The following is a 19,710-nucleotide window of genomic DNA, read 5'->3' on the forward strand; positions in this document are numbered from 1 at the left end:
CCGGGCCCGGCCGTTCATCGCGCCTCGGGGCCCGTCAGCCAGCGGCGCAAGGGCGTCGAGTAATAGCGCACCACCAGTCCGCCCAGCATCGCCGACAGCAGGACCGCCAGCACGCTGGCGGCGGTCAGCGCGCCGGCGCGCCACCAGGTCGACACGACGCCGCCGGAGTTGCGGCAGGACGCGGCGGCCAAGAGCAGGACCGGGAACATGTGCGTCAGATAGATCTCGTAGCTGTTGTGGCCGGCCCAGCGCAACGCGGCCAGAAACGGGTTGGGGCGCGCCGGGCGAGGGTGGCGGCTCCAGCCGATCAGCAGGCAGGCCACGCCGATTTCCAGCACCGTCACATTCAGGCCCAGCGCGGTCAGTCCCAGCATGCTGGTGGCCTTGCGCAGGAAGAACACCAGCGCGAACAGCACGGCGCCGACCAGCAGCAGCTTGCGGCCGGCCTGGCCGCAGGCGGCGGGGCGCGTGGCATACAGCGCGGCCAGGCAACCGATGGCGATGCCATCCATCCCGGCCAGGTAAGCGTGGTCGGCCCAGATCTCGTTGTGGGTGAAGGCGACGCGGGCAAACGGCCCGAGCACGACGAACAGCAGCAGCGCCAGCACCAGCGCGCGCCGACCCGCCGCCAGCGACAACAGGCAGATCAAGGGGAATGCCAGGTAGAAGGCTTCCTCGATGGACAGCGACCACAGCACGTTCCAGGCGGCCGGCAGATAGCCAACCTGGGCTTCCAGCCAGTTCAGGTGCAGCGTCAGCGCGCTGACGGTGGCGCGCGCCAGGCTGGTGTTCTCGATGACGAACCCGGGCATTTCAATCGCGTGCAGCGCGGCCAGGATCGCCAGCAGCAACAGCAGGCAGGGATAGATGCGGGCGAAACGGCGGCGCAGGAACTGGCCCCACGGCACGGCCTCCAGGCTGCCCCAGCGCTCGATGGCCGCGCGGGTGATGAGAAAGCCCGAGATCACGAAGAAGATGATGACGCCGTAGTAGCCGCTGCGATAGACGATGTTGAAGAGGGCGGCGGGCAGCACCTTGCCCAGCAGGCTTTGTTCCTGCGGGATATGGATCTGCACGTGCAGCAGCACGACACTCAGGATCGAGATGCCCCGCAGGGCATCGATGGCGGGGTTGCGGCGGGCGCCCTGCTCGGGGCGCGCGGCCCTGGGCGGTGGGGCGAAAGCAGGCATCGGTCAGTCCGGGTACGGAAAGACGCCATACTAGCCAGCGCCCTGTGAGGGGATTGGGCGACTGTGTATAGATTTTGTAATGCCGGGGGTGAAATCCATCTGGCCCGCCGTGGCCCGCAAATGGAAGAGCGCCCCAGCTCGAGATGAGTCTGGGGCGCTCCTGCCCGGCTTCGCACGCGATGGGTGTCAGACAGCCCGGCAAGTCCAATCTACTGCCACCCCAGAGGGGCGGCAATAGGGAAAACCCGATATAAATTAGGGGGTTACAACATTTTCCGCCGCACCGTTCCCGACGGGGCGGCGCGGCGATGCTCCCCGCCTGGCGCATCGTCAAGGCCTTGGGATGAATTCATCCAGCTCGGCATCCGCGAATTGTTGCGCTTTCCCCGCCCGCCGACACTGGATCCCTCATTTCATCGCGAGCGGAGATCGGCAGTGTTGGGATACCTGAAGCGTCAAGCCGGACAAGGCATGACGGAATACATCGTGGTCGTGGCCCTGGTGGCGGTTGCGGCGATCGCCGTCTACCAGTCGCTTGGCCAGGTGGTGCGGTCGCAGACGGCGGCCATGGCGCGCGAGCTGGCGGGCGAGGATGGCAGTGCCCAGTCGAACGCCGCGAGACTGGCGGTGCAGAAGGCGGCGGGCCAGACCAAGGCGCGTTCGCTCAAGTCCTTCACCGGCAATGCGGCGGCGGATCAATGACGGGCCCGGCAACGCATGCCGCGCCGCGCATCGCCCAACGCGGCCAGGCACTCGTGCTGGGCATGATGCTGGTGGCCTCGGTTTCGGTGGCGCTGGCCATGCTGTATGCGCTGGGGCGCACGGTCGAGGCGCGGGCGCGCCTGATCCACGCGGCGGATGCCGCGGCCTACAGTGGCGCGCTGGAGCAGGCCCGTCAGCTGAATTTCCTGGCTTATGTGAATCGCACGCAGATCGCCCATCAGATCGCGATGGCGCATCTGGTCACGCTGGGGGCGTCGCTGTCGTTCGCGCATACGCTTGCCGACCAACGCCGGCGCAACAATCCGCCCGCGCGCCTGCTGTCCACGCTGTTCGGCCGTGACGTCGGGCTGGCCTATGGCGCGGCGCGCGCCGCGCCCGGGGCGCAGGCCGCGTTGATGCACGCTTATGCGGAGCATGACCGGGTGGTGCATCAGGTGCTCGAGGCGGGGGCGGCTTCGGCGGTGGCGGGCTTGCCCGCTGCGCGTGAGCGTCTCATGCGGGCAGTGCTGCGGGAAAACTATTCGGTGGCAGGGCGGACGCGTGCAGCTACGCCTATGGCCGACGTGCCGACGATCCGCCTGCTCAGCGATGGCTGGCCGGAATTCCTCCAGCATCGCGCGGCTCGGCCCGGTAGCGCCCTGCGTTCGGCCGTCGAGCAGGCCGCCGGGCGTTACGGCTTTCTCGGAAGCCGTGATGGGACGCGCGCCAATGCCGCGACCGTCAATGCGCAGTGTCCGCTCGCGCGGCATCAACTGCGTCGCCGTGGCGCCACCTGGCTTGGCGCGGACGGGCGTTGGGGCGCGCTGGACACGCAGTCGTTCCATTCCCAACGCTTCAACCGTTGGGCGGGGTGCTACTACCGGGAATATGCGATGGGCTGGGGCGTGGTGTCGGAGCCCGGATCCGCAGGCCCGCAAGGCCTGGAGTATGTCGAGAATCCGCCTGGCGATTTCACTTCCCAGGACTTCTGGCAGTGGGTGAAGCGAGCCACCACCTGGGACCTCCGTGGCGGGACGGGCAATCCCCTGGCCAATTCCTATGCCATGGCGCAGATGCAGCCTTGGCCCGGGCTGGGTTTGCCCGGCTACTACGAGGTGCCGAGCGCGCGTGGCGCTGATCCGCTGCGCTTCGCCGTGGTGGTCAGCGTGGCGCACGATGGGCTTGGGGATGTGGACGCCGCGGCGCCCATGGGCGGGCCGCGCGGCGCGGGAGCGGATTCGGGTGGGCGGTTGCGGGTCACCAGCGCTGCCGAGACCTACTTCGCGGGCCCCGAACCGCGTACCGACGGTCGCGAGGAACCGCCGACGTTGTTTCTCCCGTATTGGCAGGCCCGGCTGGCGTCGGTGACGGCTGAGGAAGCCGTGCTGGCTCGGGAGACGCCATGACGATTCCTCGTGCATGGCAACGCGGCCAGGCGCTGGTCGAGGCGCTGGTTTTGCTGCCTGTGTTGATCTTGTCCTTCATGGCGGTGGCGTGGCTGGGGCAGTTGCTGTTCACCGCGCAGGAGGCCGCCGTGGCCAGCCGCTCGGCCGCCATGGTCGCCGCCGTGGGCGGGGGCGTCCCCGCGCGATCGGGATCGTTCGTTTTGGCCGGGTCGTCGGTCGATGCGGGTGTCCCCCGCTTGGCGCCTTTGCAGGCTGAGTGGCTGGGCGCCGAAGCGCGTCGGGTGTCGGTCACGGCGCATGCCGACGTGGCGGGCGTCGGACCCTGGGGCGCGGTGCGTATCGAGCGGCGTACCCGCGTCGCGGCCGGCGCCGGCAACGCGGAAGGCGATGACGATGTGCGTCGACGTATCGGCGCGGCGGAGATTTCCTGGACGCGAACGGCGGAGCGTTCCTTGTCGCTGGCCCGCGACATCCGCGGCCAGGGGATGGTCGTGGATAGCCCCTGGGGGCGGCCGGCGCTTTCCCTGGATTGGCTGTCTTCATGGGCCGACGTGATGCCCGCGCAAGGATTGGCACGAAACGGGAGGGTGACGCGATGAATGCGCCGTCATTCCTTGGCAGGCAGTGGCATGGTCCCTCGGTCCGCGGACGAGCGCATGGTGCGCACCGGAGCTTTACGTCGCCCGTGCGGGTCGCGTCGGCATTGACCGTGTGGGTGGCGCTGGGGTGGCCCGTGGCCCTGGCTGGAGCCGCCACGCAGACCCCTCGCGCATCGTCGGAGCCGGCATCCTTGGCCGGGTTGCGGTTCCCTCCCGGCTCTCGCGTCGAACCCTTGGCGGATCGCATGTGGCTCAATGGCGCCCCGATGCAGGCAGTGGTATTCGATGCGCCGGTCGATGTGCCGGAACTGATCCAGGCCCTGTCGCGCCAGCAGCCCGCATTCAGCGATCTCCAGATACTGCCGGGGCTGGCGGTCCTGTCCGGCCGGGTCGGCGATGCCTTGTGGGTGGCGCAATTGGGTAGCCCGGGAAGCGGTCGCAGCGTCGGCATCGTTTCGTCGATCACTTCGTTGGCGGCCGCCGTTGTCGACGTGCCCGCCTGGGTGCCGGTTGACGCACGGTTGATGCTGGATTTCGCCGTCCAGCAGGGGCAGGGGATCGTGGTTGAGTCGATCTGGCGCCATCTTCTTGCGCCGTCGCGGTTGGCGCCGTTATTGCGGCAAGGATTGCTGCGCGCGGGTTGGCGGGATCTCGATAGTGGCCGGGCCGTCGCCTGGCAATCATGGCAGCGGCGCGGCGAGCGTCTGCAATGGATGTTGGCGCCGCTGGATGCCGGCAGCGGCTTGTGGATCCGGCGGTGGACGCCATGACGCGCCGGTTCGTTCCCGGTCCGCGCCAGATCGCTGCCTTTCTGTTGGCGTTGGCGGCGGGCCTGTTGTCCGCCTGGGCGGTTCGTGAACACGTGCGGCAGCGTGTCGAGACCCTGGAAGCCGCGGGGCGCGTGCCGCTGGTCAGTCGCCTGGTCGCCGCCCACGATCTGGCGGCGGGCACGGTGCTGGAGGAGCGGCATCTGGCGGTGCGTGACATTCCCGCGCGGTGGGCGCCGGCGAGCAGCCTCGAGCCGGGTGCCGTCGACAGCGTGCTGGGCATGCGATTGGCCGCGGCGTTGCCTGGCGGCGAACTGGTGCTCAATGCCTGCCTCGCGGCCGCGCAGCCCGTGGCCAGGCCGTCGTTGGCGTCGCGGCTCGAGGCGGGGCAGCGCGCCTTCGTGCTGCCGGCCGCCGACCTCGGCAACCTGGGCGGGACGTTGCGGGCCGGAGACGCCATCGATGTGTATCTGACGCTGCCGCGTCACGGCCGGGATGTTGTGGTGCCCGTGTTGCGAGGCGTGCGGGTGTTGGCCGCGACCGATGCCCGCGTGGCCGACGGAACCCTTCCGGTCACGTTGGCGGCATCAGCGGATCAGATCACCAGCTACCTCATGGCCAGACGGGCCGGAACGTTGACCGCCGTGTTGCGGGACGGGGCCGACGCTTCGGTCAGTGATGCCATGCCGCCCACGGAATTGATGTCGTTGCTGGAGGAGGGGCGCCAGTCCCGGTCAGCGCCGCGGGTGGTCATCCTGTACGGCGACCGGCTGGGTGACCTGGCGGAGGCATCGAGTCGGCCTCCAGCGGACCTTGAATCGGAGTTTCCATGAACATCGGAATGATCGCGGCGTTGTCCGCATTGTGCCTGGGGGCGGTCGCATTACCCGCGTGGTCCGCGGGGCAGGCGCTCGACATGCAGGTCGGAGAGAGCCGCGTGTTGGCGGCGCCGGGCGTGACCCAGGTGGCCATTGGCAATGGCGAGGTGCTCAGCGCCGTTGCCACCGAGGGCCGCGAGGTCGTGGTCTTCGCGCGCGCCGAAGGCATGTCGTCGGTGCAGGTGTGGGCCGATGGCGGCGTCCGGACCTACGCGGTCGATGTGGTGCCGGCGGGGGCCCCGCGACTGCGGGCGGAAATCGAATCTCTGCTGGCGCGCATTCCCGGGGCGCGCAGTTCGGCGGTGGGCGGACGCATCGTGATCGAGGGCGATGACCTGTCCGATGATGACCGTGACCGGATCGCGGCATTGGCGCAGCGCTATCCCGAGGTCGTCGATTTCACGGGCCAGGTGGGGTGGGACAGCATGGTGCTGCTGGATGTGCAGGTGGTGGAGATTCCTTCTTCCAGGTTGCGCGAGATCGGGGTGCGCTGGGACGGCGCGACGCAGGGGGGCCTGAATGCGGCGCTGGCCTGGGATGCCGGATCGCTTGGCCGCATCGCGCGGCCGGGCGAGCAGGTGGTCGCGGCGCCGGCGCCGTTGTCGTCCGCCGCCGGCTACTTCGGCGTCAATGCGCTGTTGTCCGCCCGTATCGCCGCGCTGGCCCAGCGTGGCGAGGCCGTCATGCTGGCGCAACCGCAACTGCTGGCCCGCAGCGGCGCCAGCGCGACCTTCCTGGCGGGCGGAGAGGTGCCTTATGTCTCGACCGACTCGCGCGGCAACCCGACGACGCTGTTCAAGCCCTACGGCGTCTCGCTGCGGATCACGCCGCGCATCGACCGCAACGGCGTCATCCGCTCGCTGATCGAGGTCGAGGCCAGCTCCGTCGACATGGCGCTGACCGCTGCTGGCGGGCCGGCGCTGCGTACGCGACGGGCGTCCACCGAATTCAACGTGCGCTCCGGCGACACGCTGGTCATCGGCGGTTTCCTTTCGCGCGAGCGCGCTGACGATGCCAGTGGCATTCCCGGCTTGAAAGACATCCCGATCCTCGGCGCGCTGTTTTCGTCGCGGCGTTACCAGCTGCGCGAGACCGAACTGGCGATCTTCGTGACGCCGCGCATCGTGTCGCGCAACGAGCCCGCCATGGCGGATCGGGTGCGGCGCGCGCACGCGTTGGTAGACGCCGCATTTCCGCAGCCGCCCCGGTTGGGAGCCGCCTCGCTCGCGACCGCGGGCTGGAGCACCCGCGCCGGGGCGGGTTCTCAATGGGACCACGACGAGCCGGAGCCCGCGCCGGCCAACCAGGAGTAGCGCCATGCTTGAAATCCAGATGACCTTTGATGATGCGACCACGCGAAAAATCGTGGCGGCGGCGCCGGTGCTGATCGGCCGCGGCGTCCATTGCGATCTGCGTATCGCCAATTGGCGCGTGGGGCGCCAGCATGCGCGGCTGCGGCGCGACGCGTCGGCGGTCGTTCTCGAAGACCTCGGCGCGCTTGGCGGTAGCTTCGTCAACGGCCTGCGCGTGGCGCGCCATGTGCAGGTGGGGCCGGATGACGAGATCCTGATCGGCCCCTGCCGCCTGAAGGTGGCGCCCGCGCGGCGCGAGGGCGGGAGCAACGCGGCAGTGCCCGCGGCGCCACTGCCATCGCCACCTCCCTTGCGGGAGGAAGCAGTGGCAGCCCTGCCTGTCTCGTCGTTGCCCTCCCTGCAATGGCGCCGGCGGCTGCATGCCGCGCTGCTGGGCGCGCTGGACCTGCGCCGGCGCGACGTGGCGGGCATGAGCGACGCGTCTCTGCGTGCCGAGGCCGCGCGCCTGTTGGCGCTTATCGTGGCCGAGGATGCCGGGTTGCCGCTGGCCGTCGACCGGGAGGCCCTGTGCCGCGAGGTGCTGGATGAAGCGGTCGGGTTGGGGCCGTTGGAACCACTGCTGGCGGCGCCGGATGTCACCGAGATCATGGTCAACCGGCATGACGAAATCTACGTCGAGCGCGATGGCCGGCTGTGGCGCCATGCCGGCGCCTTCACCGGCGAACAGTCGGTGCGCCGGGTCATCGAGCGCATCGTCACCCCGTTGGGGCGCCGCATCGACGAAAGCTCGCCCATGGTGGACGCGCGGCTGCCCGACGGTTCCCGGGTGCACGCCATCATTCCCCCGGTCGCGTTGAAAGGCGCGAGCCTGACCATCCGCAAATTCCCGACACGCCGGCCGGGGATGCCGGACCTGTTGGCGGCGGGCACGCTCAGCGAGGCCATGGCGCAGTTCCTGACCCGATGCGTGCGCCTGCGCAAGAACCTGGTGGTCTCGGGTGGCACGGGGGCCGGCAAGACCACGCTGCTGAACGTCCTGTCCAACGAAATCCCGGAAGGCGAGCGCATCGTCACCATCGAGGATGCGGCGGAATTGCGCTTGAGCCACGAGCACCTGGTTTCGCTGGAAGCCAGGCCGTCCAACCAGGAGGGGCGCGGGCGTATCGATATCCGCGAACTGGTGCGCAATGCGCTGCGCATGCGGCCGGACCGGATCGTGGTGGGGGAATGCCGCGGCGCCGAGGCCTTCGACATGTTGACGGCCATGAACACCGGGCACGAAGGCTCCTTGACCACGTTGCACGCCAACTCCGCCAGGGATGCGCTGGCGCGCCTGGAGTCGATGGTGCTGATGGCGGGGCTGGACCTGCCGCTGGCCGTCGTGCGCGAACACATCGCGGCCAGCATCGACATCATCGTGCAGCAGGCGCGATTGTCCGACGGGCGGCGCGTGGTGGTGTCCATCGCGGAAGTCACCGGCATGGAGAGCGGGCGCATCCAGTTGCAGGAACTGTTCCGGCATGGGCGCCATGGCGGATTCGCCGGATGCGGCATCGTGCCCAGCTTCGCGCAGGCATGGCAGGAGGCGGGCCAGGCCCTGGATGTGTCCTGGTTCGCCGTTGACCGTGTTGCCACGGGAGCCGGCCGCGCGGCGAGTTTGTCGTGATCTGGCTCGCCGCGCTGGCTACGACGGTGTGCGTCACGGCATTGGCCTGGGGCGTGCAATGCTGGCTCGCGCCCGCGTTGCGCGACTATCGCGAGCGCTACACGAACGAGGCGGAAGGGCGCCTCGGCGAGTTGTTCGTGTTTGTCGACCCGGCATGGCTATGGGCGGGCGCGATGGCGCTGTCGGTTCTCGTGGCGGCGGTGGTCTTTGTCGTCACCGCCAGCGCAGTGGGCGCGGTACTGGCGGCCGCCTTGGCGCTGCGGGCGCCGCGCGCGTTGATGGGCGCCTGGCGGCGACGGCGCATCCGGCGCTTCGAGCAGCAGCTGCCGATGGCCTTGCTGATGCTGGCCTCGGCCCTGCGCGCGGGTATCGCCCTGACGCCCGCGTTGCGGCAGGTGGTGACGCAGGGCGATGCGCCGCTGGCGCAGGAGTTCGGGCTGGTGCTGCGCGAACAGCGGCTCGGCGTGCCCTGGGACGAGGCGCTGAGCCATCTGAACATGCGGATGGCGGCCGACTCGACCACGCTCGTGGTGGTGGCGATGCGTGTCGCCGCGCAATCCGGCGGCGGCCTGGCCGAGGCGCTCGACGGTATCGCGCAGGCGGTGCGGGCGCGGCTGCAGTGGCAGGCGAAAGTGCGGGCCCTGACCTCGCAGGGCCGCATGCAGGCCTGGATCGTCGGCGGGCTGCCGGTGTTGCTGCTCGCGGTGCTGGACCGCCTGGAGCCGGACAGCATGGCGTTGCTCTGGCATACGAGGCAAGGCTGGATGGTGCTCGCGCTGCTGGCAACGCTGGAAGTCGCCGGCATCCTGCTGATCCGGCGCATTGTCCGGATCGATTTCTAAGGGAGGGTGGCGATGTGGCTGTATCTGGGCGTGGCTGCCGTGGCGCTGGGCGCGGGCGGATGCGCAGGGTTGGCTTTGCATCCCTGGGGGCGAGAGGTCCGGGCCGACGCCACCCTGTCTGGGTGGGCATGGTTGGGCCGGTCCGGGCTCGCGTGGACGGCGCCAGCGGCGGGTCGGCTGTGTCCGCGAGCCTGGCAAGCGCATCTGGCCTCGATGGCCGCCAGGGCGGGGCTGCCTGCGACCGTGCACGGCGAGCACATCATGGCGCTGAGCCTGTTGGCCGCAATGGCAGGTGGCGCACTCGCGGGCCTGGCGGTGTGGGCGGTGCGGGGCAGCGGCATGTCGGCCGGACCATTGCCGACGGATTCGGGTGGCGGCGTCGTCGCGTGGGCCGTCGCCGGTGCGCTGCTGGCGGGCGTGCAACCGGCAGTATGGCTGCGCAGCCGGACGCGGGAACGCCAGCGGCGGATCGAACAGGGCTTGCCGTTCGTCCTCGACCTGATGACCTTGTGCGTCGAGGCCGGCCTGAGCACGCACGGCGCCCTGCGAATGGCCGCCACCAACGGTCCCTGCGGACCGTTGCGCGACGTCCTGGGCGAGGCGCTGGCGGACATGCGGGCCGGCGTGTCCAGGGCCGCCGCGCTGCAGGCCATGGCGGATCGCTGCGGCAGTCCGCTGGTGCGCCAGTGGACCGCGGCGCTGGCCCAGGCGGACGCGCTGGGTATCAGCCTGGGGCCGGTACTGCGCGCGCAGGGCAGGCAATGCCGCAGCGAACGCCAGTGGCGCGCCGAGCGGCTGGCGTTGCTGGCGCCGGTGAAGATGCTGTTGCCGTTGATTGGCTGCATCTTCCCGTGCACCTTCATCGTGCTGGCGTTTCCGATTGCCGTGCGATTGCTGCAGGGGGCCTGGTGAGCGCCCGCCTGCCGTTGCCGCGGGCACGGCTGCGGCTGCTGCGGGTCGGGAGCTGGCCGGGCCGGATGCGCGGATTGCTGGGGCGCCGGCCGCCGGGGCCGCGTTCAGGCCTGTTGCTGGCGCCTTGTCGGGCGGTGCATACCTTTGGCATGCGCCATGCCATCGACGTGGTGTTCGTGGCGCGCGACCGGCGGGTGGTGAAGGTGTGCAGGGCGCTGGCGCCCTGCCGGGTGGCGTTATGCCTGGGCGCCGTGGCCGTTGTCGAGGTTCGGGCTGGGGCTGTTGATGCCGAACACGGAGGTATACGACGGATAGAAGCTGCAATAGAACACGCCTGCCGCGGCGATCGTGAACGGGATCTGCAGCGTGCTGGCCAATTGCGGCGACAGGCCCAGGGCGACCAGCAGCCCGGAGCACAAGTCCAGGAACAGGGCGATCAGGACCCAGGTGGCGGCGTAGACCAGGAAGGCCCACTTGTTGCGCCAGCAGGCGATGCCGGAAAAGAACAGCGCCTGCGTCAGCCGCAGGCCGTGCCAGGCGACCAGGACCGGCGCATACCAGAACAGCGCCGCGATCACGATGTAGATGATCGTGAAAATGATGAGCGGGGCGCGCAAGGCCATCAGGATGGGTTCCATGCTGTTCTCGATGGACGCGATGCGCATGCCTTCCGCGAAGGCGGCCGAGAACGGCAGGAAGGTGGCGAGCCCGGCCGCCAGGCTGACGGCCGCGTACAACAGGCCCATCAGGAACAGCTTGCGGAACACCCCTGGCTGCTTGAGCGGCTTGGCCCACATCGAGGGCAGCATGACCCGGTCTGCGTCGACGTGTTTGCAGGCCGCCAGGCTCATCAGGGTGATCGACGGCATCAGGGCGATGAACAGGATCGGGCCGACGATCTGCGCGGCGAAGGCGAAAATGACCAGGAGACTGTTGACCAGCGCCCAGGTGAACATGGCCAGGGGTTGCTTGCGGAACAGACGGAAGCCGTCTCGGACCCATTGCCAGCCGGAAGACGCGGGTAGGAATGCTGCTTGCATGGCTCTCTTGGGGAGTGATCTCTCAATAAGGGACGTGCTACCCCCAATTATGGGGGGCGTAACGATTACGGCAATACCGGCAGGCCCGGGCGGTGGCGCGCTTGCAACACTCTTTCGAAATGGCGGGGGTCGTGCGGCTTGAGCGTCTGGGCCGGGCGCGGCAGAAAAAAGTCGTACAGGCGCGACAGCCAGAAGCGCAGGGCGGCGGCGCGCAGCATCAGCGGCCAGGCCTGGCGCTCGGCGTCGGTGAACGGGCGCACGCGGGCATAGGCGTCGAGCCAGGATTCGACCAGTTCGGGGACGAATTCACCGGTATCGCGCTCGATGCACCAGTCATTGACGCTGACCGCGACGTCGAACAGCCAGGTGTCGCAGCCGGCGAAGTAGAAGTCGATGATGCCGCCCATGAGCGGATCCTCGAAGGTGCCGGCGAACAGCACGTTGTCGCGGAACAGGTCGCAGTGGGCCGGGCCAGCGGGCAGCGTTTGCCAGGCGGGGCTGGCGGCCGCGGCCTGCTGGGCGGCCAGTTCGGACTGCAACAACTCGGCCTGGCCGGCTTCGAGGAAGGGCAGGACCTTGGGCGCGGTCTCGGTCCACCAGGACAGGCCGCGCAGGTTGGGCTGCTGGATCGGGAAGTCCTGAGCCGCCAGGTGGGCGCGGGCCAGGGTGGCGCCGGCCAGGGCGCAATGGGCGGCGCCGGGGGCGGGTTCGTAGCCGCCGGGCAGGCGCGTGACGATGGCGCAGGGCTTGCCGTGCAGCGTGGTCAGGCGGGTGCCGTCGCGCAGCGTCTGCGGCTGCGGCACCGGAATGCCGCGGCTGGCCAGGTGGTACATCAGCTCGATATAGAACGGCAGCTGGGCGTGCGTCAGCACTTCGAACAGCGTCAGCACGTACTCGCCGCGGCTGGTGTACAGGAAGTAGTTGGTGTTCTCGATACCCGCCGTGATCCCGCGCAGCGAGACGAACTCGCCCAGGTCGAAATGCGCCAGCAGGGCGCGTGCGTCGTCATCGGATACGGGGGTGAATACGGCCATTGATCTACGAGAAGAGGGGAGTTGACGGACGTGTGCCACGGGCGCGGGCGCGTGCTTGCACGCGGCGGCGGCGCAATTTTAGACCACATGGCCCGGGGCGGTGGCGCCGTCTTCGGCCAGCTTGCCGGGCAGAATCCCGCCAAGCACCGTAAAATACCGCATCCCCTTGTTTTGACGAGTGATTCTTGGACTCCCCCGACTGGCGGCTGTGCGTCGCCCCGATGATCGACGTGACCGACCGGCATTGCCGCTATTTCCACCGGCTGCTGGCGCCGCGCGCGCGTCTGTACACCGAAATGATCACCACCGGCGCCTTGCTGTACGGCAACGTCGCGCGCCACCTGGACTTCGACGAGGCCGAGCATCCGGTCGCGTTGCAGCTGGGCGGCAGCGAGCCGGACGCGCTGGCGCAGTCGGCCAGGCTGGGGCGGCAGTGGGGTTACGACGAAATCAACCTGAACTGCGGTTGTCCGTCGGAACGGGTGCAGAAGGGCGCGTTCGGCGCCTGCCTGATGGCCGAGCCCGACTTGGTCGCCGACTGCATCAAGGCGATGCAGGACGCGGTCGACATCCCCGTGACGGTCAAGCACCGCCTGGGACTGGACTATGAAGAGTCGTACGCCTTCGTGCGTGATTTCGTCGGCAAGATCTACGACACCGGCTGCCGGGTGTTCATCGCCCACGCGCGCAATGCCGTGCTCAAGGGCCTGTCGCCCAAGGACAACCGCGAGATTCCGCCGCTGCGCTACGACGTGGTGCGCCAGCTCAAGCAGGATTTCCCGGACTGCGTGTTCGTGCTGAACGGCGGGCTGGCGGATGCCGAGCAGTCGGTGCGCGCGGCCGCCGATTTCGACGGCGTGATGCTGGGCCGCGCGGCCTGGCACACGCCCCGGGTGCTGTCCGAGGTGTCGCTGCAGCTGTGGCCTTCGGTGCGCCTGCCCAGCGATGCCCAGGTGGTCGACGCGATGATGGAGTACGCAGCGCGCCAGGTGGCGCAGGGCGTGCCGCTGCGGGTCATGACGCGGCCGATGCTGGGCCTGGTGAATGGCCAGTCGGGCGCGCGGCGCTGGCGCCGCATGTTGTCGGACCCGGCGCTGCTGGCGGCCAATGATCCTGCCCTGATCTACGACGCCTGGCGCAGCCAGCGGCACGCGCCGCAGGAACGCGGTCCTGCATTGGCGGCGGTGCCGGCGAGCGCCTGAACGCGCGGTGACCCTGAATGCAACAACGCCCAGGCGGCCGCGAGGCCGCCTGGGCGTTGTCCATTGGACGATCACCGGGCGCAGGCGATGAGGCCGCCGCCCGGCAACCGCCGGTGGCTCAGGACTGGGTCGATTCCGCGCTTTCGGCGGGCCAGTCGCGGATGTAGGCCTTGAGCATGTTGTTTTCGAACTGCTGCGCCGCCACGATGGCCTGGGCCATGTCGTAGAACGAAATCACGCCCATCAGCGTCGGGCCGTCCATGACGGGGATGTAGCGCGCGTGCTTCTCGAGCATCAGGCGCTGCACCTCGTCGGCGCTGGTGTTGGGCGACACGCTGACCGGCGCGTCGTCCATGATGGAACGGATGGTGGTTTCGCCCGCGCCGCCATGCGCGTGCATGTGGCGGATGATCTCGCGGAACGTCAGCATGCCGACCAGCGTGCCGAATTCCATGATGACGAGCGAGCCGATATCCTGCTCGCTCATGGTTTGCACGGCCTGGGACACGGGCATGTCCGGCGATGCCGTGTAAAGCGTGTCTCCCTTGACGCGCAGAATCTCGCTGACCTTCAACATCGGTTTCTCCTGGGCGGTGGTGCCCTGATTGCTATTTCTTGTTCGCTTCCAGCTGCAATACCGGGGCGACGCCATTTCCGGTATTTTGCGCCTCTCCGCAGAGTTCTTCCAGCACGGGCGTATTTTCCCGGGAAATCACGGCCGCCGCGACCCGCAGGATTTCACCGTCGTCGCGCACCCGCGGCTGGCCGCGATCGAGCAGGAAACGGTCGACCACCGGCGCCAACGAGGTCTCCCGGGCATCGCAGGTCAGCACCCAGAGGTCGTCCGGGGTGCGGGTGACGAGGTTCATGTCACACAGGGTTTCCAGGACGTCGTTCAATTCATCCTGGTGCAGTTTCAGTTTCGACGCCAACTGGCCGGCGGGCAGGCCGGGGGGCGTGCGGGACTGGGCGCGGCGCAGCGTGCGCAAGACCTCCACCGCGTCGACGAAGGGCGCGCCCGCGTAACGGTTGAATTCCCAGCGGCCCAGGCGGATCAGCGGGGCGCTGGCGGCCAGCGTGGCGCCCAGCAGCACCGCCAGCCAGGACAGGTAGATCCACAAGAGGAAGATCGGCAGCGTGGCGAACGCGCCGTAGATGACGGTATAGGTGGGGAACCGCGTCAGGTAGTAGGCGAAGGCCGATTTCATGACTTCCAGCGCGAGCGCCGTGACGCAGCCGCCGATGAGGGCATCGCGCCACAGCACCTGGCGGTTCGGCACCACCACGAACAGGGCGGCGAAGCCCAGGGCGGTCAGCACCAGCGGAATGAATGAGATCGCCATGCTGACGATCTCGGGCACGTCGCGCACCAGCCCCAGCGATTCGCGCGCCACGAACGAGGTGGCCCAGAGGCTGGCGCCCGCCACCACCGGTCCCAGCGTGATGACGGCCCAGTAGACCAGCGCCCGCTGCGGCAACGGCCGCTGCCGGGTCACATGCCAGATGTCGTTGAAGGCCGTGTCGATCGTCATGATCAGCAGCAGCGAGGTCACCAGCAGGAATGCGCCGCCGATCGCGGTCAGGCGCGAGGCCTGGCGGGCGAACTGGTTCAGGTATTCCATGATGTTGTCCGAGACGGACGGCGGCATCAGGCTGTTGGCGAGGAAGTCCTCGAGCGCGACCCGGAATTCCTGGAAGACGGGGAAGGCGGTGAACAGCGACAGCACCACCGCCAGCATCGGCACGATCGCCAGCACCGTGGTGAAGGTGAGGCTGGAGGCGACCTGCAGCAGCTTTTCTTCGTCGGCGCGCTGCGCGGTGAAGACAAAGGCACGCCCGACCCGCACCGCCCACGATGCGCGCGGGGGCGGGGACTCGGGGGCCGCCGTCGCGGCGGCGGCGGGCTCGGCGGGGCGGTTCATCAGGCGATAATAGCAGCATGAACCCTGAACTCAACCCCCGCTTGCGCCTGGCGGCCTCGCTGTCGCTGTTCGCCCTGATCGTGCTGTGCGTCACCTGGGAAACGCTGGTGGCGCCGCTGCGCCCGGGCGGCTCCTGGATGCTGCTCAAGGCGCTGCCGCTGGTCCTGCCGCTGCGCGGCATCGTGCGCGGCAACCTCTACACGTATCAGTGGGCCTCGATGCTGTCGCTGCTCTACCTGATGGAGGGCGTGGTGCGTGCCATGTCGGATCCGGCGCCGCTGTCGGTGCTGATGGCGTGGGGCGAGATCCTGCTGTCGACGGTGTTCTTCGTCAGCGCCATTTTCTACGTGCGGCCGGCCAAGCGGGCCGCCAGGAGCCAACGCGCATGAGCGCCCATTCCCTGTCCGAACTGCATGCCGTCAACTCGTTCGCGGCGCTGCCGGCCGCGTTCTATACGCGGCTCGAGCCGCAACCGCTGAACAACCCGCGGCTGCTGCATGCCAACGCCGATGCCGCCGCGTTGATCGGGCTGGACCCGGCCGCGTTGCGGACGCCGGAGTTCCTGCGCGTGTTTTCCGGGGCGCAGCCGCTGCCTGGCGGCGATACGCTGGCCGCGGTCTACAGCGGCCACCAATTCGGCGTGTGGGCCGGGCAGCTGGGCGATGGCCGGGCGCATCTGCTGGGCGAGATCCAGGGCCCGGCGGGCGCCTGGGAATTGCAGCTCAAGGGCGCCGGCCTGACGCCGTATTCGCGCATGGGCGACGGCCGCGCGGTGCTGCGCTCGTCGGTGCGCGAATACCTGGCCAGCGAAGCCATGCACGGCCTGGGCATCCCGACCACCCGCGCGCTGGCGCTGGTGGCCTCGGACGATCCGGTATGGCGCGAAACCGTGGAGACGGCCGCCATCGTGACGCGCATGTCGCCCAGCTTCGTGCGCTTCGGCTCGTTCGAGCACTGGTCCTCGCGCCGCCAGCCGGACCTGCTCAAGACGCTGGCCGACTACGTGATCGACCGTTACTACCCCGAATGCCGGGCCGTGCCCGCCGGCGAGGCGCCGAGCGACACCGCGCCCTACGTGCGCCTGCTGCGCGAGGTCACCCGCCGCACCGCGCTGCTGATGGCGGACTGGCAGGCGGTGGGGTTCTGCCATGGCGTCATGAACACCGACAACATGTCCATCCTGGGCCTGACCCTGGATTACGGCCCCTACGGCTTCATGGACGGCTTCCGGCTTGGCCATGTCTGCAACCATTCCGATTCCGAGGGCCGCTATTCCTGGAACCGCCAGCCTTCCGTGGCGCTGTGGAATCTCTACCGCCTGGGCGGCAGCCTGCACACGCTGGTGCAGGATGTCGACGGCCTGCGCGCGGTGCTGGACGAATTCGAGGGCGTGTTCACGCGCGCCTTCCACGACCGCATGGGCGCCAAGATGGGCCTGGCCGCCTGGCGCCCGGCGGATGAGCCGCTGCTGGATGACCTGCTCAAGCTGATGGACGCCAACCAGGCCGATTTCACCCTGGCCTGGCGGCGGCTGGCCGATGCGGTGTCGGGCAACCGTGCGCCGTTCCAGGACCTGTTCATCGACCGCGAGGCGGCCTCGGCCTGGCTTGACCGCCTGCTGGCGCGCCAGGCGCAGGATGGACGCCCGGCGACCGAGGTGGCCGCGGCCATGAACCGGGTGAATCCCCTATATGTATTGCGCAATCATCTGGCCGAGGAGGCGATCCGCGCTGCCAAGACCGGCGACGCCGGTGAAATCGAGACGCTGATGACGTTGCTGCGCGACCCGTTCACGGCCCGGACTGGCTACGAAAAGTACGCCAGCCTGCCCCCGGACTGGGCCAACGGCATCGAGGTCAGCTGTTCGTCCTGATGTTCGTTGCGCGCGCGTATTGATGGCAAAGCGGCATTTTGAGTGCGGAAAATACGGAAAATTGGCGCATTGAGACGAAAAATCGCGGTTTTTTTCTCTGCAATCATTCGTTTCCATTGTAAAAGTCGTAAGATTGTCGCCTGCGGGACACTCAGGATGGCATGCCTGTCACTGGGGCATTTGTCGACAATTTTCAATATAAAAGCACTCTGAATATGCCTGGCGCAGATGGTTTGCTGTGTATCGGCCTGCTTGAGGATGATGCGGACTTCCGGGAGGAGTTGGCGTTGGGCCTGGGCGGGTACGGTTTCCGTGTGGCGTTCGCCTGTGACAATGCCGCGGCGTTCTACCGCCGCTTGCAGGAACAACCCTGCGATATCGTCATACTCGACGCCCATCTTCCTGGAGAGGACGGTTTTTCCGTGGCGACGCGCCTGCGCGCGCTGAGCCCGGTGGGGATTGTCATGCTGACGGGCCGCAGCGCGCTCGAGGACCGGGTGCGCGGCCTGGAAGGCGGCGCCGATGTCTACATGACCAAGCCCGTCGACCTGCTGGAGCTCAGTTCCGTCATCCGCAGCCTGGCGCGCCGCATGCGCCTGGCCAAGTCGCCGCGTCCGGCCGATGCCGAGACCCGCGCGGCGGCGGCCGACACCTCCTGGTCGTTGCAGGATGGCGGCTGGATCCTGGTGGCCCGGATGGCGCATCGCTGCACCTGAGCGCCCAGGAACGGACCTTCCTCATGGCGTTGATGGACGCGGCCGGTTCCGCGGTCAGCCGCCAGGCCCTGGCCGAACTGTTCCTGCCGGATAGCCCGGGCGGGTTCGAATTGCGGCGGATCGACGTGCTGGTCAGCCGTCTGCGCGCCAAGGCGCAGAGCGCGGGGCTGAAGTTGCCGGTGCTGTCGGTGCGCGGCCAGGGTTACGTGTTCGCGGCCTGAGCCTGCGTGCTCGGCTCCGGAGGCCGGGCGGGCAGGGTGATGACGAAACGCGTCCCCACGCCCACTTCGCTGTGCATCGCCAGCGAGCCGCCCTGGCTCTGGCAGATGCGCCGCGCCAGATACAGGCCGATGCCCATGCCCTGGGTTTCACGATGGGCCGCGCGGCGAAAGCGCGGCTCGAAGATGCGCGCCTGTTCCTCCACGCCAATGCCGGGGCCGCGATCGGTCACGGCCACCCACGCCATCGGCACGCCCTGGTCCTCGGCCTGGCCGGTTTCGATCCGGATCGGTTCGCTGGCGGGCGAGTACTTGATGGCGTTGTGGATCAGGTTGCGCACCACCACGCTGGTCAGCGCGCGGTCGCAGTAGACCGGCAGCGTCGCGCCGCTGGTCTGCAGGCGCAACGCGTGGGCGGTATCGGGTTGCATGGCCGCGACCACGTCGCCGGCCAGCTCGGACATGTCGGTCTGTTCGCCGCGCGGGGTCCAGGCCTGTTCGCCGAGCCGGTCCTGGTTCAGCAACTGTTCCATCAGCTCCGTCATGCGGGTCACCGCCCGATGGATTCGCGCCAGCCGGTTGTCGACGGCTTCGCCGCTGCCGGACAGGATCATGTCCAGTGATTGCGCCGCGGCGCTGATGGTGGCGAGCGGGGCGCGCAGCTCGTGCGAGATCAGCGCGTTCATCTGCCGTTGCGCATCCAGCGCGCCGGTCATTTCCACCAATCGCAATTCGCCCTGGACCAGTTGCCGGGCGTCGTCCGCTTCCTGGCGCGCGGGCTCGGCCTGCGTCCGCCGTTCCAGTCCCGCCAGCAGCAGGGTGGCCAGCGCCAGCAGCAGCCGCGCCAGCGGCACTACCGGCCCGCCTTCGGCGGGAGCCGACCAGGCGTCGTGGGCCAGGATCCAGACCGATGACAGATGCACCGCGCCCAGCGCCAGCGTCGCGGCCCGGCGCGGGGAGGGGCGGGCGGCGGCGGCCAGGAACCAGGCCGCCAGCACCGCGCTGGCGGTGGCGCCGGCGCCGGTGATCAGCCTGGGCAGCAGGCCGCCATCGGTGTCATAGACGAAGATCAGCGCCAGCGCCGCCAGTCCGGTCAGCCCGATGCAGGCCCAGCGGCAGGCGGCGGCCAGGCGCGCGGCGGCCGGCTGGCCGGTGGTGATGAGGGGAACGGACAGGGCCAGCAGCGCCGCGTACGAGCCCGCCTGCAGCGCGGCCGCGGGAAACAGCGTCGGTTGGGTGCGCAGGATGCCCTCGACCAGCGCGAAGGCCAGGCCGGCGCCGTAGATCGCGGCGCGGGTGTGGAGCCAGGCGATGGCGCTGGCCACGGCGCAGGCCAGCGCGATGCCGGCCGTGAGGCCCGTCAGCAGATCGGCCGATGCGTGGCCAAGGCCGTCGGCCAGTGCGGCGCCGGGCCACAACAGGACAGCTGC

The 19,710-nt window shown here is 69.0% G+C and carries 19 protein-coding genes and 2 pseudogenes; 14 read left to right on the plus strand and 7 right to left on the minus strand.

The window, feature by feature from the left end; translation table 11 throughout:
* Positions 1-14: 14 nt before the first annotated feature.
* Positions 15-1,190: an acyltransferase family protein gene (locus AC1HFW_RS03410; protein WP_479281792.1), complete on the minus strand. Its 1,176-nt coding sequence runs from the start codon at positions 1,188-1,190 to the stop codon at positions 15-17.
* 471 nt (positions 1,191-1,661) lie between these two features.
* On the opposite strand from AC1HFW_RS03410, the gene AC1HFW_RS03415 reads away from it, so the two are divergent.
* The 10 genes and pseudogenes from AC1HFW_RS03415 to AC1HFW_RS03460 form a co-directional block, all read left to right on the plus strand.
* Positions 1,662-1,892, plus strand: coding sequence for a hypothetical protein (locus AC1HFW_RS03415; protein WP_006393994.1), 231 nt, complete (start codon positions 1,662-1,664; stop codon positions 1,890-1,892).
* Positions 1,889-3,298, plus strand: a complete 1,410-nt coding sequence (locus tag AC1HFW_RS03420) for a hypothetical protein (protein ID WP_479281793.1) — start codon at positions 1,889-1,891, stop codon at positions 3,296-3,298. The genes AC1HFW_RS03415 and AC1HFW_RS03420 overlap by 4 nt, the downstream gene beginning before the upstream one ends.
* Positions 3,295-3,897 (plus strand): TadE family protein, encoded by a 603-nt coding sequence (locus AC1HFW_RS03425; protein WP_479281795.1) that lies wholly within the window; start codon positions 3,295-3,297, stop codon positions 3,895-3,897. Before AC1HFW_RS03420 ends, AC1HFW_RS03425 begins: the two co-directional genes overlap by 4 nt.
* Positions 3,898-4,142: 245 nt before the next feature.
* Complete coding sequence (locus tag AC1HFW_RS03430; protein ID WP_479281797.1) at positions 4,143-4,667, plus strand: hypothetical protein; 525 nt, start codon at positions 4,143-4,145, stop codon at positions 4,665-4,667.
* Positions 4,664-5,497: a Flp pilus assembly protein CpaB gene (gene cpaB / locus AC1HFW_RS03435; RefSeq protein WP_479286455.1), complete on the plus strand. Its 834-nt coding sequence runs from the start codon at positions 4,664-4,666 to the stop codon at positions 5,495-5,497. Before AC1HFW_RS03430 ends, cpaB begins: the two co-directional genes overlap by 4 nt.
* A complete protein-coding gene (locus tag AC1HFW_RS03440) occupies positions 5,494-6,855 on the plus strand; it encodes a type II and III secretion system protein family protein (RefSeq protein ID WP_479281798.1) in 1,362 nt (453 codons plus the stop codon). The genes cpaB and AC1HFW_RS03440 overlap by 4 nt, the downstream gene beginning before the upstream one ends.
* 4 nt (positions 6,856-6,859) lie before the next feature.
* Positions 6,860-8,521: an ATPase, T2SS/T4P/T4SS family gene (locus AC1HFW_RS03445; RefSeq protein ID WP_479281800.1), complete on the plus strand. Its 1,662-nt coding sequence runs from the start codon at positions 6,860-6,862 to the stop codon at positions 8,519-8,521.
* Positions 8,518-9,363: a type II secretion system F family protein gene (locus tag AC1HFW_RS03450; RefSeq protein WP_479281802.1), complete on the plus strand. Its 846-nt coding sequence runs from the start codon at positions 8,518-8,520 to the stop codon at positions 9,361-9,363. Before AC1HFW_RS03445 ends, AC1HFW_RS03450 begins: the two co-directional genes overlap by 4 nt.
* A gap of 261 nt (positions 9,364-9,624) precedes the next feature.
* Positions 9,625-10,275 carry a type II secretion system F family protein gene (locus tag AC1HFW_RS03455; RefSeq protein WP_479281804.1) on the plus strand — a complete coding sequence of 217 codons (651 nt, stop codon included), beginning with the start codon at positions 9,625-9,627 and terminating at the stop codon, positions 10,273-10,275.
* A gap of 65 nt (positions 10,276-10,340) precedes the next feature.
* Positions 10,341-10,505, plus strand: a pseudogene (locus AC1HFW_RS03460) (DUF192 domain-containing protein); the annotation flags it as partial.
* Positions 10,506-10,511: 6 nt separating this feature from the next.
* On the opposite strand, the gene AC1HFW_RS03465 reads toward AC1HFW_RS03460, so the two are convergent.
* Positions 10,512-11,315, minus strand: a complete 804-nt coding sequence (locus tag AC1HFW_RS03465) for a BPSS1780 family membrane protein (protein ID WP_035360189.1) — start codon at positions 11,313-11,315, stop codon at positions 10,512-10,514.
* Positions 11,316-11,380: 65 nt separating this feature from the next.
* The gene (locus AC1HFW_RS03470; protein WP_061071800.1) at positions 11,381-12,349 is read right to left on the minus strand and encodes a homoserine kinase; all 969 of its coding nucleotides are present in this window, start codon (positions 12,347-12,349) and stop codon (positions 11,381-11,383) included.
* Between the two features lie 185 nt (positions 12,350-12,534).
* On the opposite strand from AC1HFW_RS03470, the gene dusA reads away from it, so the two are divergent.
* Positions 12,535-13,551 carry a tRNA dihydrouridine(20/20a) synthase DusA gene (gene dusA, locus AC1HFW_RS03475; protein ID WP_006394004.1) on the plus strand — a complete coding sequence of 339 codons (1,017 nt, stop codon included), beginning with the start codon at positions 12,535-12,537 and terminating at the stop codon, positions 13,549-13,551.
* Between the two features lie 118 nt (positions 13,552-13,669).
* Here dusA and AC1HFW_RS03480 read toward each other — a convergent pair whose 3' ends face one another.
* Both AC1HFW_RS03480 and AC1HFW_RS03485 read right to left on the minus strand, forming a co-directional pair.
* Positions 13,670-14,128, minus strand: coding sequence for a CBS domain-containing protein (locus AC1HFW_RS03480; protein ID WP_006387928.1), 459 nt, complete (start codon positions 14,126-14,128; stop codon positions 13,670-13,672).
* Between the two features lie 31 nt (positions 14,129-14,159).
* Complete coding sequence (locus tag AC1HFW_RS03485) at positions 14,160-15,473, minus strand: YihY family inner membrane protein (RefSeq protein WP_006394007.1); 1,314 nt, start codon at positions 15,471-15,473, stop codon at positions 14,160-14,162.
* 17 nt (positions 15,474-15,490) lie between these two features.
* Between AC1HFW_RS03485 and AC1HFW_RS03490 the strand changes: the two genes are divergently transcribed.
* Together AC1HFW_RS03490 and AC1HFW_RS03495 are read left to right on the plus strand one after the other, a co-directional pair.
* Positions 15,491-15,862: a DUF2069 domain-containing protein gene (locus AC1HFW_RS03490; RefSeq protein ID WP_035360192.1), complete on the plus strand. Its 372-nt coding sequence runs from the start codon at positions 15,491-15,493 to the stop codon at positions 15,860-15,862.
* Positions 15,859-17,346, plus strand: coding sequence for a protein adenylyltransferase SelO (locus AC1HFW_RS03495; RefSeq protein ID WP_479281808.1), 1,488 nt, complete (start codon positions 15,859-15,861; stop codon positions 17,344-17,346). The genes AC1HFW_RS03490 and AC1HFW_RS03495 overlap by 4 nt, the downstream gene beginning before the upstream one ends.
* Here the strand turns inward: AC1HFW_RS03495 and AC1HFW_RS03500 are convergent.
* On the minus strand, positions 17,280-17,744 hold the full coding sequence (locus AC1HFW_RS03500) for a hypothetical protein (protein WP_225856766.1): 465 nt from the start codon (positions 17,742-17,744) through the stop codon (positions 17,280-17,282). The genes AC1HFW_RS03495 and AC1HFW_RS03500 overlap by 67 nt on opposite strands.
* On the opposite strand from AC1HFW_RS03500, the pseudogene AC1HFW_RS03505 reads away from it, so the two are divergent.
* Positions 17,634-18,283 (plus strand): annotated as a pseudogene (locus AC1HFW_RS03505) (response regulator transcription factor). The gene AC1HFW_RS03500 and the pseudogene AC1HFW_RS03505 overlap by 111 nt on opposite strands.
* Here the strand turns inward: AC1HFW_RS03505 and AC1HFW_RS03510 are convergent.
* Positions 18,265-19,698, minus strand: a complete 1,434-nt coding sequence (locus AC1HFW_RS03510) for a sensor histidine kinase (RefSeq protein ID WP_479281810.1) — start codon at positions 19,696-19,698, stop codon at positions 18,265-18,267. The pseudogene AC1HFW_RS03505 and the gene AC1HFW_RS03510 sit on opposite strands and share 19 nt — an antisense overlap.
* Between the last annotated feature and the right edge of the window lie 12 nt (positions 19,699-19,710).

Source organism: Achromobacter sp. ISS7 (assembly GCF_056523125.1).

Coding starts and splice junctions, on each gene's coding strand:
- AC1HFW_RS03410 (WP_479281792.1), bottom strand. CDS start 1,190: ATGCCTGCTTTCGCCCCACCGCCCAGGGCCGCGCGCCCCGAGCAGGGC.
- AC1HFW_RS03415 (WP_006393994.1), top strand. CDS start 1,662: ATGACGGAATACATCGTGGTCGTGGCCCTGGTGGCGGTTGCGGCGATC.
- AC1HFW_RS03420 (WP_479281793.1), top strand. CDS start 1,889: ATGACGGGCCCGGCAACGCATGCCGCGCCGCGCATCGCCCAACGCGGC.
- AC1HFW_RS03425 (WP_479281795.1), top strand. CDS start 3,295: ATGACGATTCCTCGTGCATGGCAACGCGGCCAGGCGCTGGTCGAGGCG.
- AC1HFW_RS03430 (WP_479281797.1), top strand. CDS start 4,143: ATGTGGCTCAATGGCGCCCCGATGCAGGCAGTGGTATTCGATGCGCCG.
- cpaB (WP_479286455.1), top strand. CDS start 4,664: ATGACGCGCCGGTTCGTTCCCGGTCCGCGCCAGATCGCTGCCTTTCTG.
- AC1HFW_RS03440 (WP_479281798.1), top strand. CDS start 5,494: ATGAACATCGGAATGATCGCGGCGTTGTCCGCATTGTGCCTGGGGGCG.
- AC1HFW_RS03445 (WP_479281800.1), top strand. CDS start 6,860: ATGCTTGAAATCCAGATGACCTTTGATGATGCGACCACGCGAAAAATC.
- AC1HFW_RS03455 (WP_479281804.1), top strand. CDS start 9,625: ATGGCGCTGAGCCTGTTGGCCGCAATGGCAGGTGGCGCACTCGCGGGC.
- AC1HFW_RS03465 (WP_035360189.1), bottom strand. CDS start 11,315: ATGCAAGCAGCATTCCTACCCGCGTCTTCCGGCTGGCAATGGGTCCGA.
- AC1HFW_RS03470 (WP_061071800.1), bottom strand. CDS start 12,349: ATGGCCGTATTCACCCCCGTATCCGATGACGACGCACGCGCCCTGCTG.
- AC1HFW_RS03480 (WP_006387928.1), bottom strand. CDS start 14,128: ATGTTGAAGGTCAGCGAGATTCTGCGCGTCAAGGGAGACACGCTTTAC.
- AC1HFW_RS03485 (WP_006394007.1), bottom strand. CDS start 15,473: ATGAACCGCCCCGCCGAGCCCGCCGCCGCCGCGACGGCGGCCCCCGAG.
- AC1HFW_RS03490 (WP_035360192.1), top strand. CDS start 15,491: ATGAACCCTGAACTCAACCCCCGCTTGCGCCTGGCGGCCTCGCTGTCG.
- AC1HFW_RS03495 (WP_479281808.1), top strand. CDS start 15,859: ATGAGCGCCCATTCCCTGTCCGAACTGCATGCCGTCAACTCGTTCGCG.
- AC1HFW_RS03500 (WP_225856766.1), bottom strand. CDS start 17,744: ATGGGCGTCGAGTATGACGATATCGCAGGGTTGTTCCTGCAAGCGGCG.